This window comes from Bradyrhizobium sp. 199 (assembly GCF_023073355.1).
In the GTDB taxonomy this organism is placed as follows: domain Bacteria; phylum Pseudomonadota; class Alphaproteobacteria; order Rhizobiales; family Xanthobacteraceae; genus Bradyrhizobium.
Genome location: NZ_JADPJI010000005.1, coordinates 292604 through 309803, shown reverse-complemented (window position 1 = coordinate 309803; position 17200 = coordinate 292604). Strand labels below are relative to the sequence as shown.

Below are 17200 nucleotides of genomic sequence, written 5' to 3'. Positions count from 1 at the left end.
GTCGTCGCGGCTCCAGCCACGAAGAATTTAGCCGGCCCTGTTCGGAGACGGGAATAAACTGAAATGCCGGCTGTTGGAAGTTTGACAGCCCAAACGGGTTCAGCAGGGAGAATGTCATGAACAACACCGTCATCGCCGTGTTAGCGCTCGGCGCCGTCGCTTTTGCGGGGCCGGCCAGCGCCGAAAAGCTGAAAGCAACGCTCGACGGCAAGTCGGAAGTGCCGGCAACCACCAGCAACGGCAGCGGAACCGCCGATCTGGACTATGATGCCGCCAGCAAGAAGCTGTCGTGGACCGTTACCTATTCCGGGCTCTCCGGCCCCGCCACTGCGGCGCATTTCCATGGGCCTGCCGAGGCCGGCAAGAACGCCGGGGTCGCGGTTGCGATCCCGAATGCGACCTCAAGCCCGGTCAAGGGCGAAGCGACGCTCACCGACGCGCAGGCCGCCGATCTGCTCGGCGGCAAGCTCTACGTCAACATCCACACCGCGGCCAATCCGGGCGGCGAGATTCGCGGTCAGGTCACGAAGTAAGCCTCAGCGCTGCTTCGTCGCGGGAAGGCCGGGCGCAGGAGGAGGCGTCCGGCCTTTTCGATTCGGGCCGCGCTCAAGCCGCATTCAGCGCCTGCGTGAGGTCGGCGATCAGGTCCGACGGGTTCTCGATGCCGATCGACAGCCGGATGGTGGAATCGAGCACGCCGATTTTCTGGCGGATGTCGGCGGGAACGCCGGAATGGGTCATGGTCGCAGGCAGGCTCGCGAGCGACTCGGTGCCGCCGAGACTCACCGCCAGCTTGAGGATTTGCAGGGCGTTGAGGAATTTCACGGCTGCCTCCTTGCCGCCGACGATGTCGAACGAGAAGGTGGATCCCGCCCCCAGGCACTGCCGCGCGAACGCACGCCCCGCTGGCGAAGACTCCTCGTGATGACCGAGGTAATGGACCTTGGCGACTTTGGGATGATCGCGCAAGAAGTCCGCGACGAGGCGCGCATTGTCGTTGGCCTTCTCCATGCGCAGGCTCAACGTCTCGAGCGAGCGGTTGATCATCCAGCAGGAATGCGGATCGAGCTGGGTGCCGATGGCGCCGCGCAGCGCCTTGATGCCCTTCATGATCGCCTTCGAGCCGAGCGCTGCGCCCGCGATCAGATCGGAATGACCGCCGACATATTTGGTGAGCGAGTACAGCGAAAGGTCCGCGCCGTGTTCGATCGGCCGCTGAAACACCGGCCCGAGCAGCGTATTGTCGCAGGCGATGATCGGTGTATTGCCTTGCGTCTTTCCGATGGAATCGGCGACACGGCGGATCATCGCGATGTCGACCAAGCCGTTAGTCGGATTGGCCGGAGTCTCGATCAGGATCATGGATACACGGCCTTTGGCCATCGCCTCCTCCGCGGCCTGCTTGACCGCCGCCTCATCGATCCCGTCGGCGAAGCCGACGGCGCCGATCGATAGACGAGCAAGCGTATTCGTCAGCAGCGTTTCCGTCCCGCCATAGAGCGGCTGGGAGTGCAGGATGACGTCGCCGGGCCGAACGAAGGCGAGGATCGTGGTCGCGATGGCCGCCATGCCGGACGAGAACAGCGCGCAGCTCTCGGTGCGCTCGTAGATCGAGAGCCGGTCCTCCACGATCTCGCTGTTGGGATGATTGAAGCGAGAATAGACCAGGCCCGCGCCCATCCCTTCCGGCGGCTCGCGCCGGCCGGCGACGAAATCGAAGAAGTCCTGCCCGTCATCGGCCGTCTTGAATACGAAGGTGGAGGTCAGGAACACCGGCGGCTTGATGGCGCCTTCCGACAGCTGCGGATCATAGCCATAGGTTAGCATCAGCGTCTCGGGATGGAGCATGTGATTGCCGATGTGCGTCTTCGACGGAAACGGTTTTGCCATGGCCTGTCTCGCTGGTTCCTGATTGAGCAGAGATAACTGCTCTGACGGCAAATCGTCAGGCCTTGAGAACAGAATTTCCCGCGGTGCAAGGCCGAAGAAAAAGGCGGCTGCTTTCGCAACCGCCCTTTTTGAGTCCCGTTAGCGTGATGGAGCGACTTGTCCGCCGTAGCTCAAGAGCGAAGACGCAAGCAAAATCCGGGGCAGACTTTCAGCCAGGAGAGAACCCGGCTTTTGCTTCCATCCGGACTACGAATTTGCTCCGCCTCAGCCGTTCTTCACACGGAACGTCTCGTGGCAGCCGCCGCATTCCTTGCCGACCGCCGGGAAGTTCGCCTTGAGCGAGTCCAGATCCTTGATCTTGCCCTTGGCTTCGCTGACGACCTTGGCGAAGCTTGCGACCTTGGCGTCGAAGCCGGCCTTGTCCTCCCAGACCTTCGGCGAGGGCGAGTAGTCGCCGTCGAGCTTCACGCCCTTGGCGCTGGCCGGAAAAAGGTTCGGCAGCTTCTTGGCGGTATCTTCGAATTGCGCCAGCGCGCTGTCCACCGTGGCCTGGTCGTAGGGTTTCTCGCCCTTGACCATCGCCGACACCGCACCGGCGTTCTTGCCGTTGCCCTTCATGAGAGTCTGGACCTCCTTGAGGGAGTCCTGTTGCGCCCAAACCGCGCCCATACCGAGCAGCAGCGCGCCCATAACAGCCAATACTCGCTTCATTCGCAAAATCCCTTTCGCTGACACAGGATCGTGCTGACCCCACATTGGACCAACCCCGATTGGCATATTTCATTCCATCCAGAGCGCGACGATAAATCGTCGCACTCCGGAGCATTTGGCTGGGCCGCAAAACGCGTTCCGCATTTGCTTGGATTACAGGCTGTGGCGGCGATGGTGCTCGTTGATCGCGATCCACACCCGCTCGGGCGTTGCCGGCATGTCGATGTGGTCGATCTTGTATTCGCGCCAGAGGGCGTCGACGATGGCGTTGACGACGGCCGGACAGGAGCCGATCGCACCAGCCTCGCCCGCCCCCTTCACGCCCATCGGATTGGTCTTGCAGGGGACGTTGGCAGTCTCGAACACGAAGGCCGGCCCGTCCGCCGCCCGCGGAAGCGCGTAGTCCATGAAGGTCGCGGTGATGAGCTGGCCGTCACTGGGCCCATAGACCACCTGCTCCATCAGCGCCTGGCCGATGCCCTGCATGGCGCCCCCATGCACCTGGCCCGCCAACAGCAGCGGATTGAGCGTCTTGCCGAAATCATCGACGATCACGTAATTGACGATCTTGATGATGCCGGTGGCCGGATCGATCTCGACCTCCGCCACATGCGTGCCGTTGGGATAGGTGCCGTCGGCGCTGGCGAAGGTCGCGCTGGCATTCAGCTTCGACGGATCGGCGCCGGGCCGCTTGGCGAGATCGGCGAACGAGATCGAACGGTCGGTACCGGCGATCCGCACCACGCCTTCCGAGATCTCGAGGTCGCCGGCGCTGGCCTCGAGCGCCTGTGCCGCGATCTCCTTGAGCTTTTGCCCGAGCTCGCGCGTGGCCCGCTCGACGCTGACGCCGCCTGACGGGATCGAGGCCGAGCCGCCGGTGCCGAGGCCGGTTGCGATCATGTCGGTGTCACCCTGGTGTATGTGCACGCGCTCGGGCGCAACGCCGAACTGCTCGGCGACGATCTGCGCATAGGCGGTCTGGTGGCCCTGCCCACTCGACTGCGTGCCGATCAGGACGGTGATGTCGCCGTTGGGGTCCATCCGCACATTGGCGGTCTCCTCACCCATGGTGCCGCACACCTCGACGTAACTGGCAAGACCAATCCCGCGGATCAGGCCGTCCTTCTTGACCGCCTTGGCGCGCTTTGGAAACTCCTTCCACTCGGCGATCTCCATCGCGCGCTTGAGATGCGCGGCGAAGTCGCCGGAGTCATAGACCTTGCCGGTCGCGGTCTTGTAGGGCAGCGCCTTCGGCTGGATGAAGTTCTTGCGACGGACGGCATCTGGCGTCATGTCGAGTTTGCGCGCGCAGGCGTCAACGAGGCGCTCGATGACATAGGCCGCCTCGGGGCGCCCCGCGCCGCGATAGGCGTCGACCGGCACGCTGTTGGTGAAGATAGTGCGCACCCGGCAATGGAAGGCCTGGATGTCGTAGAGGCCCGGCAGCATGCCGGCGCCGCCATGGGGAATGTAGGGGCCGAAGGTCGAAAGATACGCGCCCATGTCGCCCATCAAGTCGCAATCCATCGCGAGGAACTTGCCGTCTTCAGTCAGCGCCATCTTCGCGGTGGTGACGTTGTCGCGGCCCTGCGCATCGCCCACAAAATGCTCGGTGCGGTCGGCCGCCCATTTCACCGCCTTCTTCAGCTGCCGCGCCGCGACCGCCATCAGGGCGTATTCCCTGTAAGGAAACAGCTTCGTGCCGAACCCGCCGCCGACGTCCGGGCAGATCACCCGCATCTTGTCGGTCGGGATGTTGAGCACGTTCTGGCACAGGATATCGCGCAGGCGGTGGCTGCCCTGGCTGCCGACCGTCAGCGTCAGATGGTCACGCTTAGCGTCGTATTCGCAGACCGCTGCGCGCGTCTCCATGAAGTTCGCGACCACGCGCGGGTTGACGATCGAGATTTCGGCGACCGTATGCGCCTTGGCGAAGGCAGCTTCCGTCGCCGCCTTGTCACCGATCGAGACGTCGAACAGCACGTTACCCGGCTTGTCCGGCCAGACCTGCGGCGCGCCCTTCTTGACGGCGTTGACGACGCCGGTCACTGAGGGCAGCGAGCTCCATTTGACGTCGATCGCCTCGATCGCGTCGCGTGCCTGGTCGATGGTCTCGGCGACGACGAAGGCGACGGCATCGCCGACATGGCGCACCTCGTCCTTGGCCAGGATCGGGTAAGGCGGGCCGGTGAACGGATCGGTCTCGAGATTGAACAGGCAGGGCAGATTGCCGAGATCCTTCACGTCGTCGGCGGTGAGGATCAGCGCAACGCCGGGAAGCCCGCGGGCACGGCTCACATCGATGGTGTATTTGGCATGCGCGTGCGGCGAGCGCAGCATCAGGCAGCGCAGCGCAGCCTGCGGCGCGTAATCGTCGGTATAGCGGCCCTTGCCGCGGATGAGCGCGTCATCCTCCTTGCGCAGCACGCTTTGGCCAACGCCGAACTTGATGGGAGCCGCCATTTTATCTTCCCGTTCTCATGGTTGTTTTGCCGGCATATTGCCGTGGAAAAACTGGCAAGGCAAACGGGTTTAGGTGGGGCTTTTCCATGGATATCGATGATTCGAGGTCACCTTCGGCGGTTCTGGAGCAACGATGCCGCGTAACTATGCCAGAGCCGTGTCAGCGGCCGAACTTCCTGACCATAAGAAATTTATCATAGTTGGCATCACCTATACGGACGGCAGCCGGATCCGTGCCGTAGATTTCGAACTCATTGCGCCTGTAGGTCCTGATCGCAGCGGTTGCTTCGAGCAGGACCTCAAGATGGACCTGCTCGACGCATGCCTCGGCATGGGCGAGAAGCTCCTTGATGAGGCGATTTCCGGCGCCTTGACCTCGACCATCTTCCCTGACGTAAACCGTGAAGATGTGGCCCCTGTGCCTCGACCGCCGATCCGGCGAGACGTAGAATCCCGCAACCCCGATCAGGCTTCCGCGCCCGAAGACGCCAAGGATTACGCCACTCAGCCAATGGCGATAGGCCGCCAGCATCGCCTCTCCGCCCTCATCCTCTTCACGAGAACCAAACGTTTGGGGGTGCGTCCGAAGCGCCTCCGCGCGAATGTCGCGAAAGAGTTCGAGATCGTCGACCGTCAATCGGCGGATGTCCACATCCGCCGGAGCACGCGCAGCATGCGATATCATGATCGCCTCCTCTCCTCGCCGCAGCGAAGTCGACCGGGATTGGTGGTCATCACATCCCACCACGGCCCAACAGAGTTCGGGCATTGTCTCTTAACCTGTCGATGGCGCGTTCAGGCGCGATGCTGTCGATCTCGCCCCGCGTCAAGCCGATGTCCATCAGCTCCCTGTCGCTGAGGTCCTGCAAGGTGATCCGTGAGCGCAGCCGCCGCTCCTGAAACGCAAGCCAGTATCCCCTGAGCAGGCTCAGGACGATGGAGAGGTCGAGTCCGCGCCCCGCGGCGTCGCGCTCAATCGCGGGTGAAATGTTCGTCTGTTGGGGTGGCATCGGATGCTCCTGCTGTTGAGCCGGCAGGGAGCGTGGCCATGAAAAAGGCCCCGTCCGATGCCGGCGGGGCCTGGTGGAAGAGATGTCCTCGTCGAACTTCTAGCGCACGACTCCTCCCACGGCCCAGCCGAAGCGGGTCATGTGGTTGCGGATAACGTTGCGCGAGCATTTGGTCATGTGCTGTCGATAGCACGGCGATCGCGCGAATTCAAGAGATGTGAGAACGTTGGTTGCAGCCTGGAGGCGAGTACCCGGCTCGTCTAGCCGCGCACCAGCGAAACCAGCCACTTGCGGCCGAACAAGATGAGGATCGCGAGCGCATAGATGATCGTGCCGCCGATCGCGAGCAGGGCCAGGGTGAACTCATCGTGGAAGCGCATCGCACTTAGCGCGGGACCGCCGAAGCGCGCGATCAGCCAGAATGTGGCGGCGAGGATGACTCCGCTCAGCAGGAATTTGCTCAGCGATATCAGCCAGGCACGGTCCAGCACGAGAAAGCCTCGCCGCACGGCGAAGAACAACACCAGCAAGAGATTAGTCCAGACGCCGACGGCGGTCGCGAGCGCAAGGCCGATCTGGGCGAGCGATCCCATCAGGGCGACCTTCAGCGCGACGTTGACCGCAATGCCGGTCAGCGACGCCCGAACCGGCGTCGCGGTATCCTTGCGCGCATAGAACGTCGCGACCGCGCTGCGGATCAGCACGAAAGGAATCAGACCGATGGCGTACGCCGCGAGCGTGGCGCCGGCGGCAGCGGCATCGGCCTTGGAGAACGCACCGCGGGCGAACAGCGCGCGCATGATCGCGTCGGGCACGGTGAGGAAGGCCGCCACGAACGGGATCGAGAACAGCAGCGTGAAATCGAAGGCGCGGCGCTGTGCCTTCATCGCGCCGTCATGGTCGTTGGCGGTGATCCGCCGCGACATCTCCGGCAGCAGCACGGTGCCGATGGCGATGCCGATGACGCCGATCGGCAGCTGGTTGAGGCGGTCGGCATAATAGAGCGCCGACAGCGCGCCCGCGGGCAGGAAGGTCGCGATGATGGTATCGGCGAACAGCGCGACCTGCGTGCCCATCGAGCCCAGCGTCGCTGGGCCCAGTGCCCTGAAGAAGCCGCGAACGTCTTCGTCGAGCTTCAAGGGTGCAAAGCGCGGCAGGCCCCCATGTCGCGCGAGATCGCCGGCGAGCAGGAAATATTGCAGGAAGCCCGAGATGAGGACGCCCCAGGCCGCGGCGTGGCCCGCGGTCGGAAACCAGACGGCAACCGCCAGCGTCATCATCATCGCGACGTTGAGGAAGATCGACGCCGCCGCGGCGCTGGCAAAGCGCTGCATCACGTTGAGCATGCCGCCATAGAGCGTCACCAGCGTGATCAGCAAGAGATAAGGAAAGGTGATCCGGGTCAGCTCGATCGCGAGCTTCCGCTGCTCGGCATCCTCACCGAAGCCCGGCGCCAAAATGCTCATGGCCTGCGGCATGAACAGCCAGGCGACGATCAGCAGCAGGACTTGCGAGGCCAGCAGCAGCGTGAAGATGCGGTCGGCGAATAATTTTGCCGCCGCCTCGCCCTTCTCGCCATGGACATGCGCATAGGCCGGCACCCAGGCGGCGTTGAAGGCGCCCTCGGCGAAGATCGCGCGGAAGTGGTTGGGCAGCCGCAGCGCCACGAAAAAGGCGTCGGCCACCGGGCCGGCGCCGAGGATCGCCGCGAGCATGATGTCGCGGGCAAATCCCGTCAGCCGCGAGAGCAGCGTGTAACCACCAACCGTGAAGATGCGTCCGAGCATGCGTCTGTTTTAGAGCATGGCGCGATTAGGTCTAGGTGGAAGCGGCGGGGAAGGTGCGCCCCCTCTCCCGCCTGCTGGAGAGGGTTGGGGAGAGGGTGTCTCCACAACTGGACAATCCCCAAGAGGAAAGAAGCCTCACCCGTCGCTACGCGCCGACCTCTCCCGCAAGCGGGAGAGGTGAAGCAAGAATCAGCCCGCCAGCGCGCCGCGCACGGCGGCGATCACGCGCTCCTGATCGGACTCGGTCAAATAGGCGTGCATCGGCAGACTGATGACGTCCCGCGACAGGCTTTCGCAAGCAGGCAGACCGCCGTCGGCGACCGGATACTGCTTGTAGGCGGTCTGCTGATGCATCGACTTGCCGTAATAGATCGCGGTCGGCACGCCGTGGGCCTTCAGCGCGGCAGCGAAGCCGTCGCGGTCGGTGCCCTCAGGCAGGCGGATCGTGTACTGCGCCCAGACCGAGGTGTTGCCGGGCGCCAGACGCGGCACGGTGACGACGTTGGACAGGCCACGCGCGTAGCGCTCCGCGACCCTATTGCGGGCGGCGATCTCGTCGTCGAAAATCTTCAGCTTCTCAATCAGGACCGCGGCCTGCATGGTGTCGAGCCGGCCGGTCAGGCCGAGGCGGACGTTGTCGTATTTATCGACGCCCTGCCCGTGCACGCGGATGCTGCGCAGTGTGGCCGCGAGCTCGTCGTCATCGGTGAAGATCGCGCCGCCATCGCCGAAGCAGCCGAGCGGCTTTGCCGGGAAGAAGCTGGTCGCGGTGGCGAGCCCGAAAGTGCCGAGCTTGCGGCCCTTGTAGCTCGCGCCGAACCCTTGCGCGGCGTCGTCGAGCACGAACAGGCCCTCGTCCTTGGCGATCTCCGCGATGGCGTCGTGATCGGCGGGCTGGCCGAACAGATCGACCGCAATGACCGCGACCGGTTTGAGGCCTGCTTTCCGGGCCGTCGCGATGCCACGCTTCAGCGACTCCGGGCTCATGTTGAAGGTCGCTTCGTCGACGTCGACATAAACAGGCGTCGCGCCGGTCCGCGCCACCGGCGAGGCGGTCGCGATGAAGGTGAAGGACGGACACAGCACGGCATCGCCCGGCCCGACATTCTTGGCCATCATCACCATCAGGATCGCGTCGGTGCCGCTGGCGCAGCCGATCACATGCTTGGCACCGGTATAGGTCGCAAGCTGCTTTTCGAGCTCGGCGACTTCAGGGCCATTGACGAACTGGCAATGGTCGAGAACGCGCTTGACCGCGGCATCCAGCGAAGCGCCGAGCCGGCGGCGCTGCGAGGCGACGTCGATGAAGGGAATGGGTTCGGAACGCAGATGCTGGTTCATGGTCTGGTTCTTGGTCTGGTTCTTGGCGGCTTCTTGACTGGTCGACATGGAAAATGATCAGCCGGCAACGCGGCGCGGACCCTTGCGGGCGGATGACGCGGCGGGCTGCGACGGCGTTTCGAGGCACTGCGTGGCGATCTCGAGGCTGGCGACGCCTTCGTCGCCGGTGACCGCCGGCGTCTCGCCGTTGCGCACCGCCTTGAGGAACGCGATGAGCTCGGCGCGGAGCGGCTCGTCATGGCCGACCGGCAGATGCCGCATCGAATAGCTGCCATCGGGCTTGAATCCGAAGCACTCCGTGACCTGGCGCGTGAGCAGATCGCCCATCACGTATTTGCCGCGGGTCGCGACCGTGACGCTGCGCGCCTTGAACGGCGTCAGCCAATTGGTGTTGATGTGCGCGAGCACGCCGTTGGCAGTGCGGAACTGCAAAAGCGCGATGTCCTCGCGCTCGGCGACCGCGCTCGACAATTGCGGCTGCACCTCGACGATGTCGGACTCGGTGAACCAGCGGATCAGATCGATGTCGTGCACGGCGAGGTCGATGACGACGCCGACATTGGACATGCGCGGCGGGAACGGGCCGACGCGCGTGATCGCGATGGAGAGAATATCCTCGCCCGCGATCGCCTGCTTGACGGCGGCGACTGCCGGATTGAAGCGCTCGACATGGCCGACCATCAGCGTCACGCCGGCCTTTTGCGCGGCGGCGACGATCTCGCGGCCCTCTGCGACCGTCGACGCGATCGGCTTTTCGACCAGGACGTGAATGTTCTTGGCGATGCAGGCGAGCGCGACCTCGTGATGCAGATGGGTCGGAGCTGCGATGGTGACCGCGTCGACGCCTTCGGCAACGAGCTGGTCCAGCGTCTCGAAGCCTTGGCAGCTCGCAAGCTCGGTGGTGCGCATCCGGTGCGCCGGCGAGGGATCGACGATGCCGACGAGGCTGACGCCGGGGAGGCCGCTAAGCACACGCGCGTGGTTGCTGCCCATCACGCCAGCGCCAATGACGCCGACGCGCAAGCCGGCCTTTGCCGGTGCAGATCCTTTGGAATTCATTTGAGCAAACCCCGATTTAACGCAAATCCCCGGCGCGCTTCTAGCACGGACGCCACCTTGTGGCGAATGCCGCCCTGCTGGGCCGGACACGATTTGATTCAAAAAGTTACACGTTCCCCGGGCCTTAAGCCGAAAATTGCCGCCTCTTTGGCCCGGGTCGCGTGATTCGGAGTTTGCTGGTTACGACCTTTGGTAGTCGTCTTCAATCCGGATGATGTCGTCTTCCCCGAGATAGCTTCCGGTCTGGACCTCGATCAGTTCCAGCATGATTTTACCGGGGTTCTCCATCCGGTGGACGGCGCCCATCGGGATGTAGATCGACTCGTTCTCGTGCACGGTCTTCACGGTCTCGTTGACGGTGACGCGGGCTGCGCCGCGGACCACGATCCAGTGCTCGGCACGATGATGGTGCTTCTGCAGCGACAGCCGCCCGCCCGGCTTCACCACGATGCGTTTGACCTGGTGGCGCTCGCCATTGTCGACGGACTGATAGCTGCCCCAGGGCCGGTGTACCTTGAGATGCTCCTCGGTGACCTTCGGCGCGACCGTCTTCAGTTTGGTCACGAGACGCTTCAGGCCGTTGGCATCCTTCTGGCGCGAGACCAGAACCGCATCCGCGGTGGCGACCACGACGAGATCATCCACGCCTTCGAGCGCGACCAGCGCCTGGTCGGTGGTGACGTTGCAGTTGCGGGAATCCTCGAACACCGCGGCGCCGTGCGCGGCATTGCCTTGCGCGTCCTTGTCGGAGAGCTCCCACACCGCGTGCCAGGAGCCGACGTCGGACCAGCCGCACGACACCGGCACGACAGCGGCGCGTGAGGTCTTCTCCATCACGGCATAATCGATCGAGATCGCCTTCGCCGAGCCGAACGCCTCGGGCTCCAGCGTCACGAAGCCGAGATCGCGGCCGGCATTGTTGACCGCATTGCTGACCGCCTCGACGCTTGCCGCATCAACCCTGCGGTATTCGTCGAGCAGCACGCTGGCCGGGAACATGAAGTTGCCGCTGTTCCAGAGATAGCCCGAATTGACGTAGTCGGATGCCTTCACTGCGTCCGGCTTCTCGACGAAGCGCGCGACCGCATGCACCTCCCCGGAGATCACCTCGCCCGGGTTGATGTAGCCATATTCGGTTGCCGGCCGCTCCGGCTTGATGCCGAAAGTGACGATGCGCCCGGTGCTCGCGGCCACAAGACCCTCGCGGCAGGCAGCAACGAAAGCGGCAGTATCCTGCACGACGTGATCGGCGGCGAGCGCGAGCACGATGGCTTCACTGGCGCGGTTCTGCGCGAACACCGCGCCCGCGGCGATCGCAGGTCCTGAATCGCGCCGCATCGGCTCGAGGATCACGTCGGCCTCGATGCCGATCTCGGCGAGCTGCTCCAGCACCATGAAGCGATAGGACGCGTTGGTGATGACGATCGGCCGGTCGAACAGTTGGGGATCGGAGACGCGCTGCAGCGTGTCCTGGAAAGTCGAGCGGGTGCCGAACAGCGGCAGAAACTGCTTGGGCCGTACCTCGCGCGAAGCCGGCCACAGCCGCGTGCCGGCACCGCCGCACATGATCAGGGGGATTATGCGTTTGTCCATCGTCATCTCAAACCTTGAAGTAGTCCCGATACCAGGTGACAAAATTGTGGACCCCATGCTCGATCGGCGTTGACGGTGCAAAGCCGGTGTCGCGCATCAAATCCTCGACATCCGCGAACGTTTCCAGCACATCTCCCGGCTGCATCGGCAGCAATTCTTTGATCGCCGTCCGGCCCAGCTCCCGCTCCAGAAGACCGACGACGTGCATCAGTTCCTCCGGACGGTGATTGCCGACATTGTAGACCTTAAACGGCGCATTTGCGGCAGCCGGATCGTCCGCGGGCACAAGATCGATCAGCCTGGATACTACACGCGTCACATCATCAATATAGGTGAAGTCGCGACGCATCTTGCCATGGTTAAAGAGCCGGATCGGCTTGCCCGCCAGGATGGCGTTCACGAACAGAAACATGGCCATGTCGGGCCGACCCCACGGGCCGTAAATGGTAAAGAAGCGCAGCCCCGTGACCGGCAGGCGATAGAGATGGCTGTAGGACTGCGCCATCACCTCGTTCGCCTTCTTGGTCGCGGCGTAGAAGCTCACGGGATGGTCGGTGCGGTCCGCAACCGCAAATGGCAGTTTTGTGTTGGCGCCATAAACCGAGGATGACGAGGCGTAGACGAGATGACGACAGCCGTTGTTGCGGCAGCCCTCGAGCACGTTGAGAAAGCCCTGCAGATTGGAATCAGCGTAGGCGTGCGGCTGCTCGATCGAGTAGCGCACGCCGGCCTGCGCCGCCAGATGCACGACCTCTGTAAAGCGATGCTGCGCAAACAGCGCCGCCATCGCCTCGCGGTCGGCAAGATCAGCCTCGACGAAGGAAAAGCGGGAGTCGGACTGCAGCAGCGCCAGACGCGCCCGCTTCAATGCCGGATCGTAATAGGCGTTGAGATTGTCCAGCCCAACGACGGACCGGCCTTCGCCCAGGAGCTGCCGGGCGACGTGAAAGCCGATGAATCCGGCGGCCCCCGTAACCAAAATCGCCTGATCCGTCATCCTGTTCCCTGGGGATCCCTCGCCCGATCCTGTTTAGCCGCTGCCTCGATACGGTCGCAATGGGCCCGCCTCGCCTCATGCACTCCATAACGCCCCTCCACGAGGGCTATTGCAAGCAGGGCTATTGCAAGATCGGCGCCAAAACCATACCAAAGCGGCCGAATTCGGCGCTCGCGTCGGGTTGCCTCAAATCTTCGCAAACCCTGTTCATGCGGACGAGATGCGCCGAATCCTGCTGTCGACGGCCAAAATCCTGATTTCCGCGGCGCTGCTCTATCTGGCGCTGCGCAAGGTCGATCTATCCGAACTATTTTCGCGCTTTACCGTGACCAGCCTGTTCTGGATCGGCGTGGCGATCGCGATCACGTTCCTGCAGATCTTCGTCGGCGTGCTGCGCTGGCGCGAGATCAGCGCCGTCTGCGGCGCGCCGCTCGAGCTCGGCCGCGCCATGCGCTACAACGTGATCGGCTCCTTCTTCAACCAGACCCTGCCGTCGGCGATCGGGGGCGATGCAGTCCGGCTCTGGCTCGTCGCGCGCGCCGGCGCCGGCTGGCGCGCGGCGACCTACTCGATCTTCGTCGACCGCGCCATCGGCTTGATCGCGCTCGCCATCGTGATCGTCGCGAGCCTGCCCTGGAGCTACACCCTGATCACCGATCCGCACGGACGCTCGGCGCTCCTGTTCGTCGATCTCCTGGCGCTCGCCGGCGGCCTCGGCTTCCTGATCTTCGGCGCGCTGAACTGGCGCTGGCTGAAGACCTGGTGGGCCACGCATCACCTTCACGCCTGTGCGGTGATCGCGAACCGCGTGATCTTCAACCGCAGCCGCGGACCGATCATCGCGATCCTGTCGGTGCTCGTTCACGTGCTCGCCGTCGTCATCGCCTGGTGCGTGGTGCAGTCGATTGCGGCCCCGGTTCGCTTCAGCGACGTCTTTCTGCTGGTGCCGCCCGTGATGCTGATCACGATGATGCCGATCTCGATCGCCGGCTGGGGCGTGCGTGAAGCCACGATGGGGCTGGCGTTCGGCTTCGCCGGACTTGCCGCCAATGAGGGCGTCAACGTGTCGCTGCTATTCGGCGCCGTGTCCTTCATCGTCGGCGCGTTCGGCGGCCTCGTCTGGATCCTCAGCGCGGAGAAGGCCGCGCAAGGCTCGGCTCCGATCGGAGTGCCGGAGTGACGACCCTCGTCTCGGGTCCGGACCCTGCGGCCGGACTGTTGCTGCTAATGCTTGCGCCAGCCGGGCTGGCTGCACTGATCTCCGCCGGCATCACCTGGTGCAGCATGCCGCTGCTGCAACGCTATGCGTTGGCGCGTCCGAACGCACGCTCATCACACAAGCTTCCAACGCCGCAGGGTGCGGGCATCGCGGTTGTCGCCGCTACCCTGCTTGTGGGCTGGATTTACGCCTGGATTCCCCTGCCCCTGATCGGCTCCGCCGTACTGATCGCTGTGGTGGGCCTCGTCGACGACATCAGGCCACTGCCGGTCGTGGTTCGGCTGCTGTTGCAGGCGGGGGCTGTGGCCGCCGTCGTGTTCACGATATCGGAGGCGCTGCGGATCGTTCCAGCCCTGCCGCTCGCCGTTGAACGCATCCTCCTTCTCGTCGGCGGCGTCTGGTTCGTGAACCTTGTCAATTTCATGGACGGGCTCGACCTCATGACGGTGGCGGAGGTGGTGCCCGTAACGGCCGCGCTCGGATTGCTCGGATGGTATGGCGACCTCTCTCCGTCCGCAACGTGGCTCGCTATGGCCCTGTGCGGTGCCATGCTCGGCTTTGCACCGTTCAACAAGCCGCTCGCGAAGGTGTTCTTGGGCGATGTCGGCAGCCTGCCGATCGGCCTGTTGCTCGGCTGGTGCCTGCTGGAGCTTGCCTGGCACGGGCACCCCGCTGCGGCGCTGCTGCTGCCGGCCTATTACCTTGCGGATTCCACCCTCACGCTGTTTCGGCGTATCATCAGGCGCGAGCCGTTCTGGTCGGCCCACCGCACGCACTTTTATCAACGTGCAACCGACAACGGGTTCACGGTCAAGAGGGTGATCGGCGAGGTGTTCGCGCTCAATCTCGTGCTGGCGTTGCTTGCCATCGTCACCGTTCGCGCCGGATCGCTGACGCTCACGATCGTGTCCCTGTTCGCAGGCGCGGTCGCGGTCGCTTTGGTGCTGCAGCGCTTCTCGCGCCCTCAGGCATCCTGAGCCGATAGCGCCAGCCGTAAGCCTTCGTTGAGGGAGACCTGCGGCTCCCAACCGGTCGCGATCGCCTTGGAGATATCGAGCTCGAGCGAGCCGATCAGGCTGTCATGCGTATCCTGCCGGCCCATGACGCTGAGCAGCGTGCTGAGCAAGCCCGGCGGCATGGCAAACAGCCGCAAGTTCTTGCCGGACGCATCGGCCAGACGGGTGATGAATTCGGGTGTCGAGACCTGCTCCTTGTCGGCCACGAGGAAGATCTCGAAATTGCTGGCGGGATCGGGATGACCGAGCCGGCGCAGGATGAACGACGACAGGTTTTGCACGGCGAGGAAGGCCCGTTGGTTGCGGATCGCCGCAAAGGGCAGCGGCAGCCCGAGATTGACCGCGCGCGTCAACAGCGCGAAATTGCCCTTGGCGCCCGCGCCATAGACCAGCGGTGGCCGGATCACCGAGATCTTCATGTCATTGTCGCGCGCCAGCGTTCTCAAGCCCGCCTCGGCCGCCGCCTTGGACATGCCGTAGAGGCCGCGCGGCGTCAGGATATCGTTCTCGCTGAACGGGGCGCGGCCGTCGTTGCTGCGGCCGTGCACAAGCACGGTGCTGACGAAGATGAACTGGCGCACGCCGGACGTCGCCGCGCAGCGCGCCAAATGCAGCGTGCCGGCGATGTTGACGTTGCGGTAGAGCTGGACCGCGTGCTCCTCGTGCTTGTGGTGCACGCGCGCGGCGAGATGGACGACGGCATCGACGCCTTCCAGCGCGGCCTGCCAATCGGTCTCTGGGCCGATCGTTTCGATCACGACCTCATCGTCGACACACTCCGGGCTGCGGACCGCGCGGCGGACCGACCATCCCCCGCGAGCGAGCGCCGGTATGATATGACGGCCGACGAAGCCGCTCGCTCCCGTCACCAGCACGACCGGTTTCTTCTCGTTCATCGTTGCTCCGACAGATCCGGGTTGCGCAACAATTCATCGATCAGCGCCGCATAGGCATTCATCGCGCTCGCCCTGTCGAATCGCGATGCCGCCTTCACCGCGCGCGCCGCGATGGCGCCGTCGTCGGACCGAGACGCCGCGCGGATCGCTTCAGCGAGCTGATCGGCACGGCCCGGCGTCACCACCCAGCCGAGCCCGTTCTCCACCACCGTCAAGGCGGCCTCGGCCTCCGGCTCGGACACCAGCACGACGGGACGGCCGACCGCCAGCAGATTGTAGAACCGGCTTGGCACCGACACCCCCGCAACGTCCTTCCGGTACGGAATGATCCAGAGATCGGCGGACGCCAGAAGCGCCTCGAGCTCGGAATCCTCGACGCGCGCGACAAAGGAGACATTGGGCAGGCTCGCCGCCGCCTGCAACTCCTTCAGCCGATCAAAGCCGATGCCCCAGCCGGACAGCAGGAAGTGAATGTCCGCCTCTTGCTTGAGAAGCCGCGCCGCCTCGAACACGACCTCCGGATCATGGGTGAAGCCGAGATTGCCCGACAGGCCGACGATGAAGCGCGCCGGAATCGCCTTGCGGAACGGATTATCCGGCGTGACCGGCCGCGGCGCGGGCACCAGCGTCGCCCAGTTCGGGATGAAGCGGATCTTGTTGCGCCTCATTCCGGAATAGCTCAGCAGCGGCCGCTCCGCGTCGCGGCCGATGGTGATGACGGCATTGAGCGCGCGGAACATCAGGCTGTTGGCAGCCCGCATCATCCGCGTCACGAGCGAGCCGGGCTTCAATAGGCCGGCCATCACCAGCACGTCGGGAAAGAGGTCGTGCAGGATCAGCGCCGAGCGCGCTCCCTTGAACCTGGCTGCTGCCGCCACCGCGTAAGGCAGCATGAACGGCGCGGTGACCGTGAGCACGACGTCCCCTCGCCTCAACTCCCGGATCAACGCGAAGAACGTGCGCGCGGCGAACAGAAGCTCGGACATTCCGCGCCGCACCAGCGCCGCCTTGCCTGCCATCCGGTTCTCGATTGCGACGACGCGCGGCTTGCCCGGGCCGGTCTGCGAGGCCGGCAATGCACCCGGCCAGCCCGAGAGCACGACGACGTCGTGCCCGGCGGCGAGACGGCAGGCGATCTCGGCCATGATCGCCGCGGTCGTGCTGGTATCCGGCGGATAATGCTGGCTCGCGACGACGATCTTGCCGGAAGGCTGCATG

15 protein-coding genes are annotated in these 17200 nt (G+C 64.4%); 3 read left to right on the top strand and 12 right to left on the bottom strand.

Features of this window, described 5'->3' with window-relative positions; all coding sequences use genetic code 11:
* The first annotated feature begins 116 nt into the window (after nucleotides 1-116).
* Entirely contained in the window at nucleotides 117-533 is a 417-nt protein-coding gene (locus IVB28_RS09775; protein ID WP_247525858.1) for a CHRD domain-containing protein, read from the top strand.
* 73 nt (nucleotides 534-606) lie between these two features.
* Here the strand turns inward: IVB28_RS09775 and IVB28_RS09770 are convergent, their stop codons facing one another.
* The 10 genes from IVB28_RS09770 to IVB28_RS09725 form a co-directional block, all read right to left on the bottom strand.
* Nucleotides 607-1890, bottom strand: a complete 1284-nt coding sequence (locus IVB28_RS09770) for a cystathionine gamma-synthase family protein (protein ID WP_247525857.1) — start codon at nucleotides 1888-1890, stop codon at nucleotides 607-609.
* Between the two features lie 264 nt (nucleotides 1891-2154).
* Nucleotides 2155-2601 (bottom strand): cytochrome c, encoded by a 447-nt coding sequence (locus IVB28_RS09765; RefSeq protein WP_247525856.1) that lies wholly within the window; start codon nucleotides 2599-2601, stop codon nucleotides 2155-2157.
* Nucleotides 2602-2754: 153 nt separating this feature from the next.
* Entirely contained in the window at nucleotides 2755-5064 is a 2310-nt protein-coding gene (locus tag IVB28_RS09760) for a xanthine dehydrogenase family protein molybdopterin-binding subunit (RefSeq protein ID WP_247525855.1), read from the bottom strand.
* Between the two features lie 160 nt (nucleotides 5065-5224).
* Nucleotides 5225-5749, bottom strand: a complete 525-nt coding sequence (locus tag IVB28_RS09755) for a GNAT family N-acetyltransferase (protein WP_247525854.1) — start codon at nucleotides 5747-5749, stop codon at nucleotides 5225-5227.
* Nucleotides 5750-5798: 49 nt separating this feature from the next.
* Nucleotides 5799-6074 carry a DUF1127 domain-containing protein gene (locus IVB28_RS09750; RefSeq protein ID WP_247525853.1) on the bottom strand — a complete coding sequence of 92 codons (276 nt, stop codon included), beginning with the start codon at nucleotides 6072-6074 and terminating at the stop codon, nucleotides 5799-5801.
* A 260-nt stretch (nucleotides 6075-6334) separates the two neighbouring features.
* The gene (gene murJ / locus IVB28_RS09745; RefSeq protein ID WP_247525852.1) at nucleotides 6335-7861 is read right to left on the bottom strand and encodes a murein biosynthesis integral membrane protein MurJ; all 1527 of its coding nucleotides are present in this window, start codon (nucleotides 7859-7861) and stop codon (nucleotides 6335-6337) included.
* 189 nt (nucleotides 7862-8050) lie between these two features.
* Complete coding sequence (locus IVB28_RS09740; protein WP_276576210.1) at nucleotides 8051-9250, bottom strand: DegT/DnrJ/EryC1/StrS family aminotransferase; 1200 nt, start codon at nucleotides 9248-9250, stop codon at nucleotides 8051-8053.
* 9 nt (nucleotides 9251-9259) lie between these two features.
* Nucleotides 9260-10261, bottom strand: coding sequence for a Gfo/Idh/MocA family oxidoreductase (locus tag IVB28_RS09735; RefSeq protein WP_247525851.1), 1002 nt, complete (start codon nucleotides 10259-10261; stop codon nucleotides 9260-9262).
* A 180-nt stretch (nucleotides 10262-10441) separates the two neighbouring features.
* Complete coding sequence (locus tag IVB28_RS09730; protein ID WP_247525850.1) at nucleotides 10442-11854, bottom strand: mannose-1-phosphate guanylyltransferase/mannose-6-phosphate isomerase; 1413 nt, start codon at nucleotides 11852-11854, stop codon at nucleotides 10442-10444.
* Nucleotides 11855-11861: 7 nt separating this feature from the next.
* Nucleotides 11862-12851: an NAD-dependent epimerase gene (locus IVB28_RS09725; protein ID WP_247525849.1), complete on the bottom strand. Its 990-nt coding sequence runs from the start codon at nucleotides 12849-12851 to the stop codon at nucleotides 11862-11864.
* Nucleotides 12852-13071: 220 nt separating this feature from the next.
* Between IVB28_RS09725 and IVB28_RS09720 the strand changes: the two genes are divergently transcribed.
* Together IVB28_RS09720 and IVB28_RS09715 are read left to right on the top strand one after the other, a co-directional pair.
* Complete coding sequence (locus IVB28_RS09720) at nucleotides 13072-14031, top strand: lysylphosphatidylglycerol synthase transmembrane domain-containing protein (protein WP_247525848.1); 960 nt, start codon at nucleotides 13072-13074, stop codon at nucleotides 14029-14031.
* A 47-nt stretch (nucleotides 14032-14078) separates the two neighbouring features.
* Nucleotides 14079-15047: a glycosyltransferase family 4 protein gene (locus IVB28_RS09715; RefSeq protein ID WP_247528500.1), complete on the top strand. Its 969-nt coding sequence runs from the start codon at nucleotides 14079-14081 to the stop codon at nucleotides 15045-15047.
* On the opposite strand, the gene IVB28_RS09710 is transcribed toward IVB28_RS09715, so the two are convergent.
* Entirely contained in the window at nucleotides 15035-15982 is a 948-nt protein-coding gene (locus tag IVB28_RS09710; RefSeq protein ID WP_247525847.1) for an NAD-dependent epimerase/dehydratase family protein, read from the bottom strand. The two genes, IVB28_RS09715 and IVB28_RS09710, sit on opposite strands and share 13 nt — an antisense overlap.
* Nucleotides 15979-17199, bottom strand: a complete 1221-nt coding sequence (locus tag IVB28_RS09705; RefSeq protein WP_247525846.1) for a glycosyltransferase family 4 protein — start codon at nucleotides 17197-17199, stop codon at nucleotides 15979-15981. The genes IVB28_RS09710 and IVB28_RS09705 overlap by 4 nt, the downstream gene beginning before the upstream one ends.
* Nucleotide 17200: the final 1 nt, after the last annotated feature.